Annotated in this window: 19 protein-coding genes; 4 read left to right on the forward strand and 15 right to left on the reverse strand. The window is 45.9% G+C overall.

What is annotated here, in order from left to right:
• Positions 1-42 precede the first annotated feature (42 nt).
• Positions 43-768 (forward strand): MurR/RpiR family transcriptional regulator, encoded by a 726-nt coding sequence (locus tag JNUCC21_RS13715; protein WP_015417885.1) that lies wholly within the window; start codon positions 43-45, stop codon positions 766-768.
• 84 nt (positions 769-852) lie between these two features.
• Here JNUCC21_RS13715 and manA read toward each other — a convergent pair whose 3' ends face one another.
• The 6 genes from manA to JNUCC21_RS13745 form a co-directional block, all read right to left on the reverse strand.
• A complete protein-coding gene (manA, locus tag JNUCC21_RS13720; RefSeq protein ID WP_015240265.1) occupies positions 853-1,800 on the reverse strand; it encodes a mannose-6-phosphate isomerase, class I in 948 nt (315 codons plus the stop codon).
• Positions 1,801-1,814: 14 nt separating this feature from the next.
• Positions 1,815-3,773, reverse strand: coding sequence for a fructose-specific PTS transporter subunit EIIC (locus JNUCC21_RS13725; RefSeq protein ID WP_072589396.1), 1,959 nt, complete (start codon positions 3,771-3,773; stop codon positions 1,815-1,817).
• Between the two features lie 151 nt (positions 3,774-3,924).
• Positions 3,925-5,877 carry a BglG family transcription antiterminator gene (locus JNUCC21_RS13730; protein WP_072589397.1) on the reverse strand — a complete coding sequence of 651 codons (1,953 nt, stop codon included), beginning with the start codon at positions 5,875-5,877 and terminating at the stop codon, positions 3,925-3,927.
• 229 nt (positions 5,878-6,106) lie between these two features.
• Entirely contained in the window at positions 6,107-7,024 is a 918-nt protein-coding gene (locus tag JNUCC21_RS13735; protein ID WP_369878219.1) for an MBL fold metallo-hydrolase, read from the reverse strand.
• Positions 7,025-7,068: 44 nt separating this feature from the next.
• Positions 7,069-7,551 carry a Cys-tRNA(Pro) deacylase gene (ybaK, locus tag JNUCC21_RS13740; protein WP_012118054.1) on the reverse strand — a complete coding sequence of 161 codons (483 nt, stop codon included), beginning with the start codon at positions 7,549-7,551 and terminating at the stop codon, positions 7,069-7,071.
• A gap of 67 nt (positions 7,552-7,618) precedes the next feature.
• Positions 7,619-8,503 (reverse strand): LysR family transcriptional regulator, encoded by an 885-nt coding sequence (locus tag JNUCC21_RS13745; protein ID WP_015240269.1) that lies wholly within the window; start codon positions 8,501-8,503, stop codon positions 7,619-7,621.
• A gap of 124 nt (positions 8,504-8,627) precedes the next feature.
• Between JNUCC21_RS13745 and JNUCC21_RS13750 the strand changes: the two genes are divergently transcribed.
• Positions 8,628-9,836 carry an MFS transporter gene (locus tag JNUCC21_RS13750; RefSeq protein WP_251248292.1) on the forward strand — a complete coding sequence of 403 codons (1,209 nt, stop codon included), beginning with the start codon at positions 8,628-8,630 and terminating at the stop codon, positions 9,834-9,836.
• Between the two features lie 149 nt (positions 9,837-9,985).
• On the opposite strand, the gene JNUCC21_RS13755 is transcribed toward JNUCC21_RS13750, so the two are convergent.
• The 7 genes from JNUCC21_RS13755 to JNUCC21_RS13785 all read right to left on the reverse strand — a co-directional run bounded on the left by JNUCC21_RS13755 (position 9,986) and on the right by JNUCC21_RS13785 (position 16,956).
• Positions 9,986-13,147 (reverse strand): bifunctional cytochrome P450/NADPH--P450 reductase, encoded by a 3,162-nt coding sequence (locus JNUCC21_RS13755; RefSeq protein WP_042635378.1) that lies wholly within the window; start codon positions 13,145-13,147, stop codon positions 9,986-9,988.
• Positions 13,148-13,174: 27 nt separating this feature from the next.
• Entirely contained in the window at positions 13,175-13,741 is a 567-nt protein-coding gene (locus JNUCC21_RS13760; protein ID WP_003152789.1) for a TetR/AcrR family transcriptional regulator, read from the reverse strand.
• Between the two features lie 209 nt (positions 13,742-13,950).
• Complete coding sequence (locus JNUCC21_RS13765) at positions 13,951-14,490, reverse strand: class I SAM-dependent methyltransferase (RefSeq protein WP_007408228.1); 540 nt, start codon at positions 14,488-14,490, stop codon at positions 13,951-13,953.
• Between the two features lie 172 nt (positions 14,491-14,662).
• Positions 14,663-14,818 (reverse strand): hypothetical protein, encoded by a 156-nt coding sequence (locus JNUCC21_RS13770; protein ID WP_007408227.1) that lies wholly within the window; start codon positions 14,816-14,818, stop codon positions 14,663-14,665.
• A gap of 172 nt (positions 14,819-14,990) precedes the next feature.
• Positions 14,991-15,131, reverse strand: coding sequence for a YrzI family small protein (locus tag JNUCC21_RS13775; protein ID WP_003152787.1), 141 nt, complete (start codon positions 15,129-15,131; stop codon positions 14,991-14,993).
• A 389-nt stretch (positions 15,132-15,520) separates the two neighbouring features.
• On the reverse strand, positions 15,521-16,321 hold the full coding sequence (locus JNUCC21_RS13780) for a formate/nitrite transporter family protein (RefSeq protein WP_007408225.1): 801 nt from the start codon (positions 16,319-16,321) through the stop codon (positions 15,521-15,523).
• A 266-nt stretch (positions 16,322-16,587) separates the two neighbouring features.
• Complete coding sequence (locus tag JNUCC21_RS13785) at positions 16,588-16,956, reverse strand: DUF2294 domain-containing protein (protein WP_007408224.1); 369 nt, start codon at positions 16,954-16,956, stop codon at positions 16,588-16,590.
• A 306-nt stretch (positions 16,957-17,262) separates the two neighbouring features.
• Here JNUCC21_RS13785 and fdhF point away from each other — a divergent pair, with 306 nt between their 5' ends.
• The gene (gene fdhF / locus JNUCC21_RS13790) at positions 17,263-20,205 is read left to right on the forward strand and encodes a formate dehydrogenase subunit alpha (RefSeq protein ID WP_369878825.1); all 2,943 of its coding nucleotides are present in this window, start codon (positions 17,263-17,265) and stop codon (positions 20,203-20,205) included.
• A 17-nt stretch (positions 20,206-20,222) separates the two neighbouring features.
• Positions 20,223-20,714 (forward strand): DUF1641 domain-containing protein, encoded by a 492-nt coding sequence (locus JNUCC21_RS13795; protein WP_003152780.1) that lies wholly within the window; start codon positions 20,223-20,225, stop codon positions 20,712-20,714.
• A 39-nt stretch (positions 20,715-20,753) separates the two neighbouring features.
• On the opposite strand, the gene JNUCC21_RS13800 is transcribed toward JNUCC21_RS13795, so the two are convergent.
• Positions 20,754-20,984: a YrhC family protein gene (locus tag JNUCC21_RS13800; RefSeq protein WP_012118061.1), complete on the reverse strand. Its 231-nt coding sequence runs from the start codon at positions 20,982-20,984 to the stop codon at positions 20,754-20,756.
• Positions 20,985-21,067: 83 nt separating this feature from the next.
• A complete protein-coding gene (locus tag JNUCC21_RS13805; protein ID WP_032866647.1) occupies positions 21,068-22,210 on the reverse strand; it encodes a bifunctional cystathionine gamma-lyase/homocysteine desulfhydrase in 1,143 nt (380 codons plus the stop codon).

The following is a 22,210-nucleotide window of genomic DNA, read 5'->3' on the forward strand; positions in this document are numbered from 1 at the left end:
GATGTACATTCACCATTCTCATAAAAAGGAGAATCCCCCTGCATGTTCACACACGAAATGATTGCTTCATTTAACGAGCTTGAAACTTCTTTATACAACTACATCTCCCAAAACAGCGAGAAAGTCGTCTATATGCGAATCCGTGAATTGGCAAATGAAACCCATGTATCTACGGCTTCTATTTTACGTTTCTGCAAAAAAATAAACTGTGAAGGGTTTTCGGAGTTTAAGGTGAAGCTGAAAATGTATACGGAGGCAAATAAAAAAACGATTTTAAAGAGTCCCCATCATTCCGTTGCCGAGTTTTTTGAAAGAACAGTGAGCGGAGGGATGGAAGAAAAGCTGAAGGAAGCAGCAGCCCTTGCGGCCGATGCAGAAAGCGTTATTTTTATCGGAGTGGGAAGTTCAGGAATTCTCGCCGAATACGGGGCCAGATATTTTTCGTGCTTAGGGAAACTTTCAATGTATATTAAAGATCCTTACTTTCCGGCCCATTCCCATTTCCGTCATAACAGTATCACGATCGCATTATCGGTTTCAGGTGAAGGAGATTCTACGGTGACTCATCTGAATCAGCTGAAACAAGAAGGCAGCCGGGTCATCAGTATTACAAATCATAAACATTCAACCATTGCCAAAATGGCCGATGTGAATATTTCATATTACGTGACGGAAGAATGGGTTGAAAATGCGAATATCACCACCCAAATCCCCGCTATGTACATACTTGAATCAATGGCTCGGGAGATATACAAATTGAGAGAATAAATTCAGGAACGAAAACACTGATACACTGGAAATTTCGCCCTTTTTGTAAAACCCTTCTCTGATGCCAGAGAAGGGTTTTGAGGATCACAGATGAGACACAATACAATTTGCATGGCCTGCCAGTTTATATTCTCCCAAACCGGAAGGCAGGAGAATATGATCTCCTTTTCTAAAGGGATATTCATGCCCGCCTGCAATCATTATTCCGTCTCCTTCGATCACGCTGACAAGAAGGAAGGGATGATGCTGGAATAGATTTGCTTCACCTTTTACAACCCACTTTTCGACTGAAAAATAAGGACATTCTATTAAAACAGCTGCCAGCAGATCATCTGTTTGTTTATATTGAACGGTCGGCCGTTCACGGACAGATGGAACGTCTATCACTTCTATACTTTTTTTCAAATGGAGCTCGCGCATCCTGCCGTCCGCATCTTTTCTTCCGTAGTCATACAATCTGTAAGTCGTATCTGAATTTTGCTGCGTCTCTAAAATAAGTGTGCCCTTTCCAATCGCGTGTACGGTGCCGCTTGGGACAAAGAAGAAATCTCCCGGCATTACCTTAACTCTGTTCAGGAGCCCGTCCCATTCTCCCCGCTCAATCATGGACATCAGTTCTTCTTTTGTTGTTGCGTTGTGGCCGAAAATGATCTCCGCATCTTTTTCACAATCAATGATATACCAGCATTCGGTTTTTCCAAGTTCCCCGTTTTCATGCATTTTGGCAAAGTCATCATTCGGATGCACCTGAACGGACAGGTCTTGGTCCGCATCCAAAATTTTTGTAAGAAGAGGAAAACGGTCTCCTTCAAGGTTTCCGAATAAATCTCTGTGATGCTCCCACAATTCACCGAGCGTACATCCTTTATACATGCCGTTTCGAACTGTGCTCTGTCCATTTTGATGAGCGGCGAAGGCCCAGCACTCCCCTGTCCGCTCGGACGGAATATTATAGTGAAAATCACGCAGGGCGGCGCCTCCCCAAATTCTCTCTTTGAAAACCGGATTGAAAAATATCGGTTCAGTAGACATGATCATCCCCCGCTTTATTCGATTTCTTCCAGAAGCTCATACGCCTCTTCTTTTGTCTGAACGGAGAGCAGCCTTTCCCGATAGCTGTCATCCATCAGTTTTCGGGATAACATCTGCAATATTTTCAGATGCTGATTTCCGCCGCTTTCCTTCGGTACGGCAATCATAAAAATCAGTTTTGCATCAGAACCATCAAGGCTGTTCCAGTCAACACCCGAACGTCTTATTCCGAATGCGACACCCGGCGTTTTGACGGCTTCAGACTTTCCGTGCGGAATGGCGATATTCATACCTATCGCCGTGGTTCCCTGCTGTTCCCGGCTCAAAATGGCCTGCTTAAATCCGCTGTCAGACAGCAGCATACCTTTACGGGACATTTTCTCGATCATTTCATCGATAATGTCATCCCTCGTTTCGCCGGATAAATGCGGTTCAATCAAGTCCGTACTGATAATGTCAGTCAGTTTTTTGATTTCGGTCATCCCGGCTTTTCGGCTGTCAGCCTGAGATGGTTCCTTTGTTTCTTTTGCCGCTGCAGCTTCATTTGGTGCGGCAGACGGCAGCACCTCGCCGGGCGCGGGGGATTTCGCCATATCTTTCTTCAGTACATTAACCAACAGAGCGGTGACAAGAGAGCCTGCTGTTACAGCGATAAAAAACATCAGTACATGATCTACTGCTCCAAGTACAGCAACGATGGGGCCGCCGTGTGCCACTCTGTCCCCCACATGGCCGATCATCGCTATCACCGATCCGGTCATAGAACCCGCCATAATACTCGGGATCACACGAAGGGGGTCTTGGGCCGCAAATGGAATGGCTCCTTCCGTGATACCGAAAAGGCCCATCGTAAATGATGCTTTTCCCATTTCTTTTTCTGCGGCGGCGAATTTTCTTTTTCCTAAAAACGTTGCAATCCCAAGCCCTATCGGCGGTATACAAATGGAAACGGCAATCGGGCCCATGATTTCATAATTTCCTTCTCCGATCATTGCCGATCCGAAAAGAAAGGCCACCTTGTTTACGGGTCCTCCCATATCAAAGGAGATCATCGCTCCTAAAATCAATGCCAGAAGAATTGAACTCGAACCTTTCATTCCCGCAAGCCAAACCGTTAATGATGCGAAAATATGAGCGACGGGGGCGCCGATCAGAAATACAAACGCCAAACCGACGATCAGTGAGGCAAACACCGGAATAATAATGATCGGCATAATCGGCTGTATTGCTTTAGGAACTTTACATTTTTTGATTCCAAGCGCCGCATATCCCGCCAAAAATCCCGCAATGATTCCTCCAAGAAATCCTGCGCCGCTTGCACTGTCGTAAAAGCTGCCGGATGCCGCAATATATCCGCCGATCATTCCGGGGACAAGACCCGGCTTATCAGCGATGCTGAACGCGATGTACCCGGCTAAAATCGGGATCATGAATGAAAAAGAAGCACTGCCGATCTGTTCAATCGTTTTCCAAAAAGACTCATCCGGAATGACTAAGCCCTTTGGTGTTTTTTCTCCTCCAAGCGTCAATGCAACCGCTATCAATAATCCGCCGACGACAATGAAAGGAACCATAAAAGAAACGCCGTTCATTAAATGACGGTAAATCGGGTTTTGTTTTTTGCCCTGCTGACTTGCGGATTCAGCTTTTGAAGCAGATTGATAGACCGGCACTTCACCGCTAAGCGCTTTTTGAATTAATTCTTCCGGTTTGCGGATGCCTTCCTGAACCCCGACAGCCAGCAGCTTTTTTCCCGCGAATCGGTCTTTGTTCACCGAACGGTCCGCCGCGATAATGATTGCGTCTGCTTCCCGGATTTCCTCTTCGGTCAGCCTATTTTCCACCCCGATTCCGCCCTGGGTTTCCACTTTGATCTCAACGCCTAATCTGCCGGCTGCTTTTTGTAAATTTTCAGCAGCCATATACGTATGGGCAATGCCGTTCGGACATGATGTAATCGCTAACAGTTTCATATAAATCCTCCTTTGCAGTCTGAATTTCAAGATCTTGTCTCAACTTTATACTGAAATCAGCCTGTGATAAGCGCGTTTTTTTACCATAAGTTCCGGAAATAACGGCATTTTTCCCTATAAACAGAAAAAAGCAGGGAGATATTCCCTACTTTTAATAGTTTAAATACGATAAAAACATCATCACATTTTTTTCTTCCGTCAGTTTTTGAATAAATGCCGGCTGCTCGCTAAGATAGGAAAGCTCACTGAATAATTGCTTTACCTTGTTTTGATCTTCGTGTTTGACTGCAAGCATAAAAACGAGCGACACCTTTTCTGTCCCCCATTCAATCGGCTCTTTTAAGGTGGCGATTGCAATGGCTGATTGTTTGATATATTTAGAGTTCGCGTGAGGGATGGCAATACCCGCCCCGATATTTGTCGCCGACATTTTTTCTCTCATTACTGCATGAATGCCATACTCTTTTTCTACATAGCCTTTTTCATACAAAGCCTGCGCCAGCTTTTCAATGACCTGATAACGGTGCTCTGTCTCTTGCTGTAAAAAAACGAGAAACGGAGTCGTGTCGTTCAGCATTTTAAACGTTTTTTGCTCCCGGCGATGTGATGTATCAAGCTGTTGCATAAATGCGCTGAGCTTCTTTTCATCAGCAGACTCCAAAAGCGGTGATACGACAATATGAGGGATCGTTACATTTCCAAGCCCTATCGTAGAAATGACGAAATCTATATCTTTATGCTTTTTGATATACTCTGTCAGCTCCGCTTTTGCGATACAGTCTTTTACCGTAATGTAATGAAATTTGCGTTCAATTTTAGTCCGCAGCAATTGTGACATGCCAATGCCCATATGGCAGACGATGATCGTCCCTTTAGGGTTATGACTGCTTCGGCGCAGCCGTTCGATCGCTGCCTGAAAATGAAGCGTCAGATAGGCCGCCTCTTCTTCAGGAATACAGAGATCAAATGTTTGATTGATGTCTTCTAAAACGTCAATGATAAGATGAAACAAATAAGGGTACATTTTTTTGATGTCGTGAAGCATGGGGTTTGAAACAGAGAGATCATAGCTCAGCCGCTTCAACACCGGATCGAGATGAATGTTCAATCCGTTGATCAGTTCCTGGTCTTTATGAAAATCCAGCATTTGCAGTTCTGAAACACGATTGATCAAATGCCTGACGACTTTGGAAAGCTCAGAATCTTCAAGATCAAGCTTCTTTTCTTGCTGCGATGGATAGCGGACTTTCCCGCCTATTATATGTAAAGTTAAATAGACGGCTTCTTCCTCAGGAAACCGGATGGCAAATACCGGCTCAAGCCGTTTTAAACAAGCCAGTGTCCATTCATATTCTTTCTTCTTTTTTACCGCGTCCAGCTGTCTTGCAGAAATGGCGACCGGCTGTTTCATTTTGATACGGCGGATAGTCAGCAATGTATGCAGCAGCAAACTTTCAAATGTTTCATCCGTAAAATAGATAGAATGTTTTTTTTGTAATAACTTGATTTCTTTTCTCACAAAGTCCGCTTCATAACTTAAAAACTTACTTTTTATAAATTGGCTTGTAAATTCCGCATTATCAATCAAATCTGAAATTCGCGCCAATGCTTTTCTTTTGTTTTTTTCGTCCCCTTCAATCTTTAAGCCAAGCCGCTGTTTAGAAACCAGTATGAGATCAAATCGCTTCAGCCACTCCTCAACCGCACTTACATCCTTTTTAATGGAAGCTCTGTTTACAAAATGCTGTGCGGCAATTTCTTTTGCGGAAACGGGCTTTGAATTCATTAATAAATCATAAGCGATGTGAAGTATTCTTTCTTCATCGGTCTTGTGCCTGCATGTAAAGTGCTCATTATAAATTTGCCGGCTTAACCGTGACCTTTCCTGTTCAGATATATGTAAATAGACGCCTAATCCCGGTTTGCGGATCAGCTGAGCTTGAGCATGTTCATTCAGGAAATCTTCAATCGTTTTCAAATCATTCCTGATCGTTTTTTCAGAACAGCGGACCCTGTCTGCGAAATCTTGCACAACTAAGTAGTCATCAGGTTCAGATAACAACAGATACAAAATCTTTTTCTGCCTTGAATTCATGTATATCATCTGTTTTTCTATCCTTCCTGTCCGTTTCTGCTGGAGCAATTGTGATAGGTTAAATATACTGCGCATACGAAACCGTTTTCATTTTATAGTGAAACAAAAGAGTAAAAAGTTTTGTTTTTTACCGCAGGTTCCGGAAAAATCATGTTTTATACAGAGACAATTCACCTTTGATTGACGTCAAAACACCAACCGTTTTTAAACGATTGGTGTCGGCAGCGAAAACCTGCTGTTACAGCCAAAATGTTTCGCCAAGCGCTAATGCTTTCAGGTTTTCAGGAGATAATGCAAGCCGATCCCACTCGCCGTGCAGTCTGCTTAATGCTTCCGGGCCTGTATCATCAGCAAGCCGGAATGCCCCGTAATGCATGGGAATGAAGCTGTCAGCCTTCAGCTCCAAAAACGCTTTTACGGCGTCTTCCGGATTGATATGTGACACTTGCATAAACCATTCCGGTTCGTATGCTCCGATCGGCATCAGCGCCGCATTAATACGAAACCTCTCTCCGATTTCTTTAAAGCCTTCAAAATAGCCTGTATCTCCTGCAAAATAGATGGACTCGCCGTTTTTGCTTTCTATGACCCAGCCTCCCCAATGAGAGGTATCGGTATCCCAAAGCGTTCTCCGTGTCCAGTGCTGGGCCGGAACAAATGATATATTCACCCCCCGCATCTCAAAACGATCCCACCAATTCATTTCATGAACGTTTTTGCGGCCTTTTTTGTTGAACAGCTTTTTCAATCCCGCAGGCACGTAAAAATCCGGGTTTCCTCTCAGTTTTTTTATACTCGGAAAATCAAGATGATCATAATGCCCGTGTGAAATGAGCACGGCATCAATGTCAGGCAGTTCGCTCAATTCATATCCCGGCTCTGTCAGCCGTTTTTGAAAACCCATCCGCCGCGCCCATACAGGGTCGGTCATTATGTTAAGCCCCTGTATTTGGATCAGAAATGAAGAATGGCCGATCCAAGTTATGGCGGTTTCCGTCCGATTGACGGCAACATCACGGACATCCCTTGTGACCGCTTTCGGAATGTTCTCGCTCAAGTCTTTACTTTTTTCTCTTCGTTCTTTCATCCATTTCCACATGTCCCTGAATCCATGTTCATTCTTCACGCCATTCAAGTTTTCATATCTTTTTTTCATTATCATTCTCCCTTGACACGTGTTCTATTAGATTCATCGGACATTTATACAATGTCTGTAAATACCGCCCCGCTTGCTTCGGCTAAATCTTGAGGCGCTGCTTTCAGCTGCATTCCGATTTTCCCCGCACTGACAATCATAAACTCCAGTGTTTCAGCGGATCTATCAATAAAAGTCGGAAACCTTTTTTTCATGCCGATCGGAGAGCAGCCGCCGCGCATATAGCCGGTTACTCCCAAAAGGTCCTTCATGGCAATCATTTCTATTTTCTTCTCACCTGCCGCCTTCGCAGCTTTTTTCAGATTCAGTTCTTTTGCAACGGGAACGACAAAGACGTAATAACGATCAGTACCTGCAGATGCCACTAAGGTTTTATAAACATATTCGGCAGCGTATCCGATTTTTTGTGAAACGGAAAGACCGTCTGCGGGCTGTCCCCCTTCTGTTTTGTAACCTAATAGCTCATAGGGAATGTTTTGCTGCTCAATGATACGGACAGCATTTGTTTTCACTGTTTTTTTCGCCATGGTTTTCCTCCGTTTTCTGTATTTCTTTCTGCTTTATTTTCAACTTCGATTTTAATAAAATGACCGCTCAGTTGCGTGCTTTGTAATACTCAAGTGCAAACTGTTTAAAACGCTCAGCAGCGGGAGAAAGAGCATGGTTTTTCAGCTGGGCTAGCGCTATGGTGCGTTCGCATTGGTAATCTGCAACCGGTAGAAAAACGACCGGAAAGTATGAATGCTCCGCGGTTTTCGGCAGCACTGCAGCCCCCAGACCCGCGGCGGTCAGCCCTAATATGGTTGACACTTCCTCTCCTTCAAATGCGAGATGCGGGTGTATATTCAAATCCCGGCACATCAGATCAAACATATACCTCAGCCCGTATCCCGGTTTAAAACCCACAAAATCCTCGTCCTGCATCTCTTTCATTTGAATGCTTTTATTTCCTGCAAGCGGGTGGTTCTCAGGTAGCACCGCATAAAGAGGCTCTTTCTCCAGTACTGTCCATTGTAAAAGCTCGCTGGGAAGCGGCGGGGAGCTGAGACAGATATCCGCATCTCCCGTTTCCACCATTTTGCGAAGCGTTTCATTTGCGCCTTGATAAAGCCGGAAGGTCACGTTTGGGTATAGCTTTTTAAATTCGGCAATCAGCTGAGGCATTAAGCGCAGCCCGAGCGTATGAAGAAAAGATACAGATATTTCGCCGTGCTCCAGGCTCATATTCTTTTTCACTTGTTCAACGCCTTCATTTAAAGCTCGTCTCGCTTGTTTTGCTTTTATTAAGAACTGCTCTCCGTGCCTTGTCAGCCGGACGGCTTTTGTCTCTCTGTAAAATAACGGCGCGCCTAATTCTTCTTCGAGCCTGATAATCGATCGGCTTAATGCCGGCTGAGAAATCATTCTTTCTTTTGCCGCATTTGTGAAATGCTGATGAGCTGCCGCCGCAATGAAGTTGTCAATTTGATGAAGCTCCATTTTCTCCTTCTCCCCTTTCTTCATAACCTACACGCATTAATTCTATAGTTATTATAAATTAGACACATTGAAATGAAAAGCGTACGATACATATATAACCAACAGTGAGAAAAGAGGGACATTCATGACGTTTATTCAGCCTCATACAAAGGCTTACAGAAAGGCCAGCTTGGCTCTGTTTATCAGCGGCTTTGTGACCTTCGCCACGCTTTACACGACACAGCCGCTTCTGCCTTTGTTTTCGGAAGAGTTTCATATTTCCGCTGCGGCTGCCAGCTTAACTTTATCCATCTCAACAGCCGTTTTGGCATTTTCATTATTGGCCGCCGCTTCGTTGTCTGACGGATTCGGCAGAAAAAAATTAATGGTGCTGTCGTTAACAGCTACTTCTGTTTTAGGTCTATTAACAGCGTTCAGTCCGGCTTTTCCCGCGCTTTTGGCGATGAGGGCGCTGCTCGGTATTTTCCTGGCAGGCGTTCCGGCTGTCGCTATGACATATGTAGGCGAGGAGTTTGATCCGAAGGGCCTCGGGAAAATGATGGGCTTGTATATCAGCGGCACAAGCATCGGGGGAATGAGCGGCAGGCTGTTAACGGGGCTTCTGACCGATGTATTCGGCTGGCGGCCGGCGCTTGCCATCATCGGCATTCTTTCTATTGTATTAAGCTATTTGTTTTGGCGTTTTCTTCCGGCTCCGCGCCATTCATCTCAGCGGCATGCGGGCGTAAAAGCGGCATGTAAGGAATACGGAGCGGTCCTGCACCGCAAACGGCTGCTTTTGTTAATATCTCTGGGATTTATATTAATGGGGAGTTTTGTGACATTATATAATTATATCGGCTTTCATTTAATGGCGGCTCCTTATCATTTGTCGCAGACTGTGATCGGTTTTATTTTTATTGTCTATCTTGCGGGAACGTTCAGCTCGGTCTATATGGGGAAAAAAGCAGATCTTTTCGGAAGCGCGAAAATGATTAAGATTGCGATTTTTGTTATGCTTGCCGGCGCAGCGGTGACACTTTTGCCCCAGCTTGCACTCAAAATCGCGGGGATTGCCGTCTTTACCTTCGGCTTTTTCGGCGCGCATTCGATCGCAAGCGCCTGGGTCGGCCGCGCAGCCGGTGATCATCGCGCGCAAGCCTCTTCATTATATCTGCTTGCATACTATATCGGTTCAAGCGTGGTCGGGTCTTGCGGCGGTTTCTTTTGGACGCATTTTCATTGGATCGGTATCATTTCATTTATTTCGGTTTTGCTATTGCTGTCTTATCCGGTTTTATTTCTGGCGGAATTCAGAAAAAAGGGACATAGCCGCCTGCATGTGAATCAATAAAAACATTAAAGATTTGTGCCTTTTGTCCGATACTAAAGATAAGGCCGGCACGATACTCCCTATAACTATTCCTTTTGATTCAGTAGATTTCAAATATCGTGCCGGCTTTCTTCAATTAAAAAACATTCTTCAGTTGTCTCACTCTTCTGTTACATACCTGCCCAAACATCTTTCGCATATCTTCCTTCCGCCTGCAGCTGTTCAAGCCACTCCAAGGAAACTTTTGAATCAGTGTTATGTACCTTTTCATACGCCTGAAGCAGTACATTTTCGACAGCCGGAGCCATTTTGCTTCCGTCACCGCATATATAGAGATGGCCGCCTTGGTCAAGAAGGGCAATAATTTGTGCAGCCTCGCGAAGCAGAACATCTTGTACATATACTTTACAGTCCTGATCTAACCTGGAATACGCCCGATGCACGGTGACAAGGCCGTTTTTCTCCGCATGGTCGAATTCATCTTTGTACAGATCGTCTTCTTCAGGATGCCGGCAGCCGAAGTATAAATGAGCTTCACCCAGGCTGTTACCGGACATTTTTTCGGCAGCCCGCGCCTGGATAAATCCCCTGAACGGCGCAATTCCTGTGCCTGCTCCGACCATAATGAGAGGCGTTTTCGGATTTTCAGGCAATGCGAAACCCGACTGTGGCGAGCGGATGAAACAGACGGCAGAATCGCCTTTTTGTAATCCGGCTAAATAGTTCGAAGCCACGCCCCGGTATTCCCCACGGCCGCTCCATGCCGGAGCCGTCACAACGCCGACCGTGATACTGAGCTCCCCGCTGGTTGCCTTCGGTGAGCTTGAGATTGAATAATAGCGCGCCTTTAAGGACGGCAGAAGTTCTAAAAAGCGCTCAAACGGCAGTTCACATGCAGGATAATCTTCCAGCAGGTCCAGCATGGTCATTCGTTTTTTCAGCACGTTTTCTTTATATGCCGCATCATCAGAATAAAGATGCTCCAATTCTTTTTGGTGCGGCGGGCACACGGTATGTGCGGCAAGTTCGCGAAGCTGGGCTCTCGTTGCCGGCTCCTGCAGCTCTACATAGGACGCCAAAAGCTCCGGCGCATTAACCGGCCGGTCCATCGGCAGATGAGGCAGCTGTCGGCCCTTGATCTTAAAGTGCTGGTTCGGATCAAGACCGAATCGGCGAATGACACGGCTGATCAGTTCCCCGCTGTTTTGCGGAAGCACCCCGAGATGATCTCCTTCCTGATACGTTTCTGTTTCGGGGAGACGCAGCTCAATATGCCGGACTGAGCGCTTGCTGCTTTCGGTATGAAGCTCTTTGTTCGTGATGACCTCCGCCTCAAATGCTTTGTACGTTTTGGCAATCGGCGTCTCGGCTGCTTCACTTACGTATTCGATTGATAACTGTGATTTGTTTGTCTGTTTTGGAGCGGCCTCTATATGAAAAGCCTTCATGATGTCCTTCCAGAATGAGTCTTCCCAGGCTTCCTGACTGTACTCAAAATCATCGGCATTGTCGCCCTCCCCGATAGAGGTCAGCCGTTTTGCCCCTTTTTCTTCAAGCACTTTGTCTATCAGGCGGGGGATCCTTTGGTAAGTGGCGGCCCAGTTGCGGTCTCCGCAGCCGAAGACGGCGTAAGAAACACCCTTTAATTCCTGATCTTCAAGGGTTTCCATCCATTTCACAAAACCCGCCGCATTATCAGGCGGCGCCCCGTTATAAGAAGCCGTAACAATAACGACCGCGCCTTTTACAGGCAGTTTCCCGGCATAATCATCGAGCGGGCCGGTTTCAGTTGAAAATCCTTTGCTTCTTCCGATATCAGCCAGCTCTTCCGCGATTCCTTCCGCAGTTCCTAAATTTGATCCGTAAAGAATGAGAAGCGGCGTTCCGTGGGACGGGATTTCTTTCGTTTCTTCTTTGTGACCGCTTCCTTCAGCTTTATGGTTTTGTACGGGCTGATGATTGGACACGTCCTTGTTTTTCACACGGATTTTAAAATCACCGGGCTTAATGGTTAGAGCTTCTTTAATCGTAAGCTCATAATCAGTATGATCAATCAGTTCAAAATGTTTCAGGACAAGGCCGAGCACCATTGTCGCTTCCTGCAGGGCAAACTGCATCCCGATGCATGCGCGCTGTCCGTTTCCGAACGGCTTATACGCATCAGCCGGAATTGCCGCGGGATCACTGAACCTTTCCGGACGGAATAACTCGGCATCTTCTCCCCACGCGCTTTTATCCCGGTGCAGCTGAGGAGTCAGAATCGTCACCGGCTGTCCCTTCGCAATCGGATATTTCCCGCCGAGAACCGTATCTTCCTTCGCGTACAGAGAAAATGCCGGGGCAGTCGGATACAGCCGCAAAGTCTCATTTAGCACCATGCGGATATATGTCAGCTGCTGAATCTGCTTATATTCAGGGGTCTCTCCCGTCAGCACCCGCTCGGCTTCCTGAACGGCTTTTTTCAATTTATCTTTATTTTTCAGCAGGCAGTATATCGCAAAAGAAAGCAGCCCGCTTGTGGTTTCATGCCCAGCGATCAAAAAGGTAATGATTTGATAACGGATATTTTCATCATCCAGCCTTTCCCCTGTTACAGGGTCTTTCGCTTCAAGCATCAATGCTAAAAGGTCAGACAGATTCTCATCCGGATTTTCCCTCCGCTCAGCGATGATCCGGTCTACAAGCGAATTCATCTCTTCAATATCCTGCTGGAACTGATGTCTCGTTTTGATCATCAGCTTGTCCTGCAGGCTGTGTCTTTGTGATTGGCGCATTGCCTCCTGCAGCGCACGAAGCATACTTGTGATAAAAGGATGCTGTGTGTCGCGGTAAAAGCTGTTAAAGCGGTAATGAAATCCGCACAGGCCGATTGTATCCAGCGTCAGGCGCGTCATATCTTCGGCAACGTCAATTTCTTCATTCGGATTTAATCTGCTCCACTTCTGCACGAGCTGCATGGCAATATCCAGCATCATTGAATGATAGCCTTTCATCGCCTTCTGGCTGAAGCTCGGCAATAAAATCCGATGCGCTTTCTGCCAATTCTTTTCGTGAGTCCAGCTCGTAAATAGTCCGTCACCGCCAAACTCACGGACTTTCAGCAAGGCTTTGCTGAGATTTTTGTCAAATCGCTTTTCATCACAGACTTCTGCCGCGAGCTCGCGGCCTGAGACGAAGACCCCGACAGAGCTCGGAAATTCAAAACGAAAGATCGGGCCGTATTCTTCGGCAATTTTCCAAAGCGATTGTGACAGTTTTTCTTTTTCCAAGTGAGGGAGATTTTTCAGAGGCCCGTATGTTTTCGGCTGCGGTATAGCGCTTAGCTGTTTCATATCGATCTTCCTTCCTTCGGCGAATAATTAATGAGTTCTGATGGCATCCCAAGAACATTGTTCCAATTCTTTCAAAAACGGTTTTGTTATTTCGACGCTTCCCGTCCGGATAAGCTGATAGAGTTTGAGATATGCCCCGAGCAGCAGCGCCATCAGCACATTGGACGGCAGATTGCGGAGCACACCTTCAGACTTGCCGCGCTGAAAAAAGACGTCAAGCATCTGTGTTATTTCATCAAGAAGCTTACGGCTCGTTTCATTCAGAAAGTAGGCGTCCTTATTCGTTTCAAGAAAAAACAATGCATACTCACTTTCCTTCGTAAAATCAATCAGACAATAAAACAGGTGATGAAACCCTTCTCTTACAGATATCCCCTGAAAGTCCGTTTTGACTTTTTTCATAAAACGCTGCGCACTTTCCTGATACAGTACGTTCACAAGTGTCTCTTTACTGTCAAAGTAACGGTAAATTGTGCCGGTTCCAACATCGGCCTGAGCGGCAATCATCGGAATCGTCGTGGCGTCAAATCCTCTATCTGTAAACAAAGTAAGCGACGCTTTCATAATGAGTTCAACCTTATTTGAAGCTGTCATTTCATCCCCCTTTCTAAATGCGGAATGAATATTCATTCCGTTTGTTCAAAATATTTAAAATGTACGGTCATCTGATTACTATTGTATAAGAAAAAAACTTTTTTTAATATAAAATATATGTGAAATAACCAAAAATAAGGAAATATGCCCAATTTCACAAAAAGAGCTGCAGTGACTTAAGCAGCTCTTTTTATTTCCCAAGAAATATTCTATTTAATGGCAGTAATAAAATGGAATGAATCTCTGCTGACAACTGAAATGTCTCTGAAATGCTGATCATAGAGCACCTCAATCACATCCTTTTCACTCATCCGCGAAGGTTTCAAAACCATATAGAAACACCCGTCAATTTGAAGAACGCGGTACACTTCTTTACATGCCGTCCGGTAATCGCTGACTGTTTCAGCAGTATGTAACGAGAAGACTTTATGAAAACTGCGGTCGCGGAACGGTATACTTTCCGGCCTCCCCTGCTGAATGTTTCCGAGCCCGGCTTTTATAACCGAACGGTTTGCGCGCTGTGTTTTCCGTATTTTACGTTTCGATGTTTCTATGCTTTTAAGACTGCCCTTTTCAAGCTGCCCGATGATTTGTTTAAACATTGAGCCGTTTCCGGTCCCGATTTCCAAAATGCGGTCGTATTCCTGTATGTCCATCAAAATTTGCTGAATGACTGACTCCGCCGGTTCTGATGCAGCAAAGTATTTCGCGCGCATTCGTTTTAATGCTGAAGATGTATGTTGCAACATTGTATAACACCCGCTTTTCCATTCCTGTGATTTATTATTCAGAAATAATATTACCTCGTATTAGTATGAGGTACTAACTAGACGCACTTCTCTTCATGAACGTTTCGATTTATTTGAAATTTATATTTGTTTTCATAAAAAAAAGACGGAAAACGTAGGTTTTCCGCCTGCTCTAGTACCAATAATACGGTGCTATATATCTTGTCTGCCGGGAAAGCGCCGCCATTCTCTGCCGGCGATACGGGTTGCCGTAGCCGTGTTTAAATGAATGGGGCATTGACGCATACCCGTGCCCGATGGATGGAATTCTGTTCTGACCGCCTTGCATGCTATCACCCGCTTACCAATTTTTCTTTCTTTACCATGGTATGCAGGCCGTCTGCGACGTGACAGCAACATCCTCGCTAAACCTGGTCCTTCTCCATTGTGTAATGATTCAGCAGTTCAATTCTGAACATGATGATCTCCTCCTTCTCCTCCGTTTTGGCCCTTCGTGTCCGTTAGTTCATATAAAAGTGTTTCAGCTGGCGTTCTTTCGCTTCATTATAAAACTCTTCGACCTGCTGTTCTCGTTCATACTCTTCCGCACTTTTAAAACGCTTTGAAATGGTCAGTGTTAAAAAGAAAAGATTAATGGTCATTATCGCTCACCCCCTTTCAATATCCGCACAAGCGAAAATAACCCGCAGCAAAGTTCATATGCGCTGCGGGCAGACTAAATCCGCAGACAAAAGAAGACGGTGCTTCTTTCCCTGCGGGGAGCTGCGAATGTCCTGATACTCCGAAATTAACGTGCTTGACGGGCAGAGGTTAAGGAAGGACACGAACTCTTCCACAGGCTGAATAGGTTCAATTGTAGATTTTGATTGCCGTTTAACGTCGTCATGTGATTCAACCTCCCTTTGCTTTTTTCTTACTTTGTAAGTATATCCATCAGCTTCCATTTTGTAAACATTTTTTTCAAGATTTGGACGGAAAATGTGCTGGCATTCCGCTTCAATTGTCCGTGTTTTCCGGCATCTTTCTTACCTCAGGAAACTCTTTTCATCCCTTGCTTTTTCTGATCTTTTTTTGAATATGCAATAAAATAAATAAGGCCGACAAACACTGCCCCGCCGATGACATTCCCGATAAAGGCCGGAATGAGATTGCCAATCAGATCACCCCACGAAAAAGAACCTGCAAATATCGCAGCCGGGATGATAAACATATTGGCTACAACGTGCTGAAAACCAATTGCGACAAACGCCATAATCGGAAACCATATACCCGCGATTTTTCCGGCTCCGTCTTCTGCGCCGAAAGAAAGCCAGACGGCCAAACAGACAAGCCAGTTACAGCCGATCGCCGAAACAATGACTTTTCCAAACGGCATATCCAATTTGCCTTGTGCGACCGCAATCGTTTTTTCCAAGTAAGGTCCTGTTTCGGTTAATCCGACAACATGTCCGAAAAAGTAAGCGACAAACAGTGCGCCGACAAGATTCATCAACGTCACGATCACCCAATTTTTCACTAATGCACCGGCGGATATTCTTCTGGAAAACAGCGCCATGGATACCGACATCATATTTCCCGTAATCAGCTCCGCGCCGGCAAGAACAACGAGCACCAATCCGATGGGAAACACGGACGCCCCGATTAAACTCGACAGGCTTCCCCATTCTTTCGGAAGGTCGCCGATGACACGGATATCAAGCAAATAACCGAGTGCGATAAACGCTCCTCCCAAAAATCCTAATACAATCAGTGCTGAAAGCGGTGAATGCACCTTTTTTACCCCTGATTCGACCGCAAGCTCCGCTATTTCGTCCGGTTTACGAAAAGCCATAATAACCCCTCCATTTATCATTTCAGCCCGCAGTTTCCAAAGACGCCTAACAAAAAAGGCAGCATTCAACTAACCCGTCTGAAAAAACGGGGTTTGAATGCTGCCTAACTTGTATGCATACCCATACAACAATATCAAGCAGAATGAAAATATGCGGTATAGAATATGTACAGATCATGCACACATTCCATAAAAAATCGTCCTTAGGCCACTGCTGGCAGTTCATATCATATCAAATGTGACAATTTCGTGTCAATTGAATATTGTCAGCTTTTGATTTCTTCTTTATGCTCTTCAATTGAGCGGTCAAAGACAAACACCGATACGGCAATATTTTCCTCTATTTTAATATCTGAAAACAGATGCACAAGCTTTGCTCCGATGAGCTCTTCCATTCCGTCAGGCGTTTGTTTTGAATACAGCTCCTGAATTAAGCTGGTCCGAGCCGCATGAACCATTTCTCTTCCTTCAGGCGTGCGTGCGATAAACTGCTCACTTGCGCTTAGATTGCCGTAAAGCGTAGATACCGCCATGTTATCCACAAAAACGGTGTGAATTCGTTCAGGCCCCTTTCCAAATAATTCTTTGCGCAATTTCCGGATAATATCGTTAAATTCATGAATTTTTTTAGACATATTGTCCCCTCCGATTTTAGCCTATGAAAGACATTCCCGGTTCCCCTTTGTGACATTTCACCTGGTTAAAGTTTTCCTTTCGTATTGTATTATAATAAATATCACCTTATAATAAAAGCAGTGAAGATGGATTTGTAATAGGAAACGTGTTATGAGTCTATCGTTTTATACAAATAGGATTGGTCTGTTAGTAAGACTTGCTAGTGAACTATTCCGCCATGCGTATTTATACCGTTCTCCGTACAGGAGGCCGGTATCTATGTGCATGGCTTTTTTTCGAGTTTAAAAGATGGAGGGGAATTGGAAGTGACAGACGTTCAGTCTATCCGTGTCAAAATTGACGGCACGGAGTATGAAGCACCAGAGGGGTCTAAGATTTTAGATGTTTTAAACCAAAACGGAATTGAGATTCCGCAAATATGCCATGTACCGGAAGTGGATCCGATTCAAACATGTGACACCTGTATTGTTGAAGTAAACGGGAAATTGCAGCGCTCTTGTTCCACGGCTGCAGAAAACGGGATGTCCATCTCGCTTACGTCGGGAAGGGTAAAAGAGGCTCAGACAGAGGCCATGGACCGCCTGCTCGAGAATCACCTGCTTTACTGTACGGTATGCGATAACAACAACGGCAACTGCACACTGCATAATACAGCGGAAATGATGGGAATTGAGCATCAGAAATATCCGTATACACCGAAAGATGATTCAAAGTGCGCGGTTGATATGTCTCACCCGTTTTACCGCTATGATCCGAACCAATGCATCGCCTGCGGCCAATGTGTGGAAGTGTGTCAAAACCTTCAGGTGAATGAGACCCTTTCAATTGATTGGGAGCGCGACCGCCCGCGGGTCATTTGGGATGAAGGCGTCGCCATTAATGAATCTTCCTGCGTCAGCTGCGGCCAGTGTGTCACTGTCTGTCCTTGTAACGCACTGATGGAAAAATCAATGCTCGGCCAAGCCGGATTTATGACAGGAATAAAAGAAGATGTCATGGAACCGATGATTGATTTAGTGAAAAATGTTGAACCCGACTATACAAGCATCTTCGCCGTGTCTGAAGTGGAAGCGGCTATGCGCGATAAACGGACGAAAAAAACAAAAACAGTCTGCACGTTCTGCGGCGTCGGATGCTCTTTTGAAGTATGGACAAAAGGACGTGACATCCTTAAAATTCAGCCTGTTTCCGATGCTCCGGTTAACGCGATTTCCACTTGTGTGAAAGGGAAATTCGGCTGGGACTTCGTGAATTCGGAAGAACGGATTACAAAACCGCTTATCCGGAAAAACGGCGCATTTGTTGAATCGTCATGGGAAGAAGCTCTTGATCTTGTCGCTTCAAGACTCGGTTCGATCAAGGCCGAACACGGAAATGGTTCTGTCGGTTTTATTTCTTCTTCTAAAATTACGAATGAAGACAACTACGTCATTCAAAAATTGGCACGTCAAGTATTTGAAACCAACAACGTGGATAACTGCTCACGCTACTGCCAGTCACCGGCAACGGACGGCTTATTCCGCACCGTCGGTATGGGCGGAGACGCCGGCACAATTAAAGATATCGCAAAAGCGGGCCTCGTGCTCATCGTCGGCGCCAATCCGGCGGAAGGACATCCGGTTCTGGCCACACGCGTGAAACGCGCCCATAAACTGCACGGCCAAAAACTGATTGTTGCCGATCTGCGCAGAAATGAAATGGCTGAACGGTCCGACCTCTTTATCAGCCCGAAACAAGGGACTGACCAGGTCTGGCTCATGGCAGTAACGAAATATATGATTGACCAAGGCTGGCACGATCAAGCGTTTATTGATGAAAATGTCAACTACTTTGATGATTATAAAGAAACGCTGGAAAAATACACATTGGAATATGCGGAGCGCATCACCGGACTTTCTCAGAATACGATCATCCGCATTGCCGAAATGATTCGTGATGCAGACGGCACTTGTGTTCTTTGGGGCATGGGCGTTACTCAAAATACAGGCGGCTCTGATACATCAGCGGCGATTTCCAACCTGCTGCTTGCCACAGGAAACTACCGCCGTCCGGGCGCCGGAGCCTATCCGCTGCGGGGACATAACAACGTTCAAGGCGCTTGCGATATGGGAACTCTTCCAGGCTGGCTTCCGGGATATCAGCATATTACCGATGATGCGGCACGCGCTAAATTCGAAAAAGCTTACGGTGTTGAAATTGACGGCAAGCCGGGTCTTGATAATATCGAAATGCTCCATGCGATTGAAGAAGGAAACATGAAAGCCATGTATCTCGTCGGTGAAGATATGGCGCTCGTCGATTCAAACGCCAACCATGTTCATAACATTTTATCCAGCCTTGATTTCTTTGTTGTGCAGGATATTTTCCTTTCAAGAACGGCGCAATACGCGGATGTCATCCTGCCTGCGGTTCCATCTCTTGAAAAAGACGGAACATTTACAAACACAGAGCGGCGTGTGCAAAGATTGTATCAGGCGCTTCCGACACTCGGCGATGCAAAACCCGACTGGTGGATTATTCAGGAAGTCGCCAATCGTTTAGGCGCTGATTGGAATTACACGCATCCTAGCGACATTTTCTCAGAAATGGCGAGCCTTTCTCCGCTGTTCGGAAAAGCAAGCTACGACGTTCTTAGCGGCTGGAACAGCTTCCTATGGGGAAGCTTTACGGGAGAAAGCACTCCGCTTCTTTATGAAGACGGCTTTAACTTCCCGGACAAAAAAGCCCGTTTTGCGCTGAGCGATTGGGTGGAGCCTGCTGTATTCCCTGAAGAATATGACCTGCATATTAACAACGGACGGATGCTTGAACATTTCCACGAAGGAAACATGACAAACAAGTCAAAAGGCATTCAGTCTAAAGTTCCGGATGTATTTGTTGAAGTATCGCCGGAGCTCGCGGCTGAACGCGGAATTTGCGACGGGACAATGATCCGGCTCGTCTCTCCTTTTGGGGCGGTTAAATTGAACGCGCTTGTGACAGACCGCGTCCGCGCAAATGAGCTTTATCTGCCGATGAACTCTACAGATAAAGATTCTGCGATTAATTTCCTGACCGGGCCTGCGTATGATTCACGGACACATACACCTGCCTATAAGCAGACAAAAGTCCGCATGGAAGTGCTTGGTTCCTGTGATACTCCGCCGCTTCCGAAAACAAATCCGCGGAACAAAAAACGTCATCCGCAAAACGGTGTGGAAGCTCAGCGAAAATGGAACCGTCCGGGCTATGTGCACTTAACTGATTAAGGAAAGGAGGAAACATTATGGCAAGCCCGATTACTGAAATTCAAAAAGAAACGAAAACAGAGGAACAGCTGAAAGCTGAAAAACTGGAAGAACTGAAGACGCTTCTCGCAGAAAATGAAGAAGCTGTCGCGAAAACGATGTCCATCATGGCAGAGCTGAATGGCTTGGGCATTTTTGATGCCGCCGGCTATATGCTCCAGGCAAAAGAGGAGATTGCCAAAATCGCACTCGGACAGATTTCCCGGGAACCTGTCACCAATCTCCTGAATACGATGATGGCCGCGGGAGGCGCGCTGTCAAAAGCCGATCCCGAATTTATGGGCAGACTTTTAGAAAGCGCCATGGCCGGGACGGATCAGGCGCAAAGATTTTTAAAAGAGGACAGGAAAGTCAGTATGTTTGAACTGATGAAAGCCGTCGGTGATCCTGATATTAACCGCGCGCTCGGCTTCGGGCTGCAGTTTTTAAAAGGAATGGGAAAAGAATTACGCGAAACCCCGTCTGAATAAGAAACGAAAAAGCCATTGTCAAAAGACAATGGCTTTTTTTTATTCATCGGCCTCTTCCAGCCTCTTTTTATAAATAAGTGAACGGTCAACGCAGAAATAAGCGCCCGCTAAAAATACACAATCCGTTACAAACATCAGCATTTTCTGGCCCGCAGTCAGCCCTTGTCCGGGAAGAACCGCGCCGATATAAATGAAGGTGCTGACTGCAAGCAGAATAAATGCGTAATGCTTAAAATCTTCTATTAATGATTTCAGTCTTTTCTTCTCCATATAAAGTCACCTGCCAGTTTTATAGTCTACCAACATTATAATACAAGCTGACAGCCGACAGAGAATGTAAATCTATCCATTCTTTATAAAAGTGAATCAAGCGCCTGTTTCACATCCGCCGTTAAATCCTCAGTATCCTCAATACCGACCGAGATCCGCACGAGCCCGTCGGTAATGCCAAGCGCAAGCCGGCGGTCGCGCGGGATCGATGCGTGCGTCATTCTGGACGGCACGGAGATTAAGCTTTCAACCGCTCCTAAACTTTCCGCGATCGTAAACAGGTTCAATTTTTCTAAAAACGCGTCGACGCGTTCGCTGCTGCCGACATCAAAGGAAATCATTCCGCCGAAACCGGAGCTTTGCGCTTTTGTCAGCTCATGGCCCGGATGTTTCGCTGATCCGGGATAGTAGAGCGTCTGAACGGCATCATGTGCTTCAAGCAGCTCGGCGATTTTTCCGGCGCTGTGATTGATGGCATCCATTCTGAGTCCCAGCGTTTTAATCCCTCTCATCAAAAGCCATGAATCCTGCGGTCCTAAAACGCCGCCCGTTGAGTTTTGCACATAATGAAGCTTTTCGCCCAGTTCTTTATCAGCCGTGACGACTAAGCCGCCGACGACATCGCTGTGGCCGCCGAGATATTTTGTCGCGCTGTGAAGCACGATGTCCGCGCCGAAGCTGAGCGGCTGCTGGAAATACGGCGTGTAAAACGTATTATCGACGATAAGCAATACGCCCGCTTCTTTTGCGATGTCAGACATCAGTTTGAGGTCAGTCACTTTCAATAGCGGGTTTGTCGGTGTTTCGATATAAATGGCTTTCGTATTCGGACGGATGGCTTTTTGGACTTTTTCTTTGCTGCTCGTATCGACAAAGTCCGCTTCAATGCCGAAGCGGTTCAGCACGCCTGTCATCACCCGGTAAGTGCCGCCGTATACATCATCCGTCATAATAACATGATCGCCGCTGTCAAACAGCATCATGACGGCAGTAATCGCAGCCATGCCTGAGCCGAACGCATATCCTGCCGCGCCGCCTTCAAGCTCCGCAATTAAGCTTTCAAGCGCCGTCCGCGTCGGATTGGCCGTTCTTGAATATTCATAACCCGTGTGCTCGCCCGCTTTCGGCTGTTGGTACGTGCTTACTTGATAAATCGGTACGGAAACCGCTCCTGTTTTTTCATCTCCCGTAATTCCTCCGTGCACCATCAGCGTTTTTTTCTTCAT

Source organism: Bacillus sp. JNUCC-21, assembly GCF_041222765.1.
GTDB classification, from domain to species: Bacteria; Bacillota; Bacilli; order Bacillales; family Bacillaceae; genus Bacillus; species Bacillus velezensis.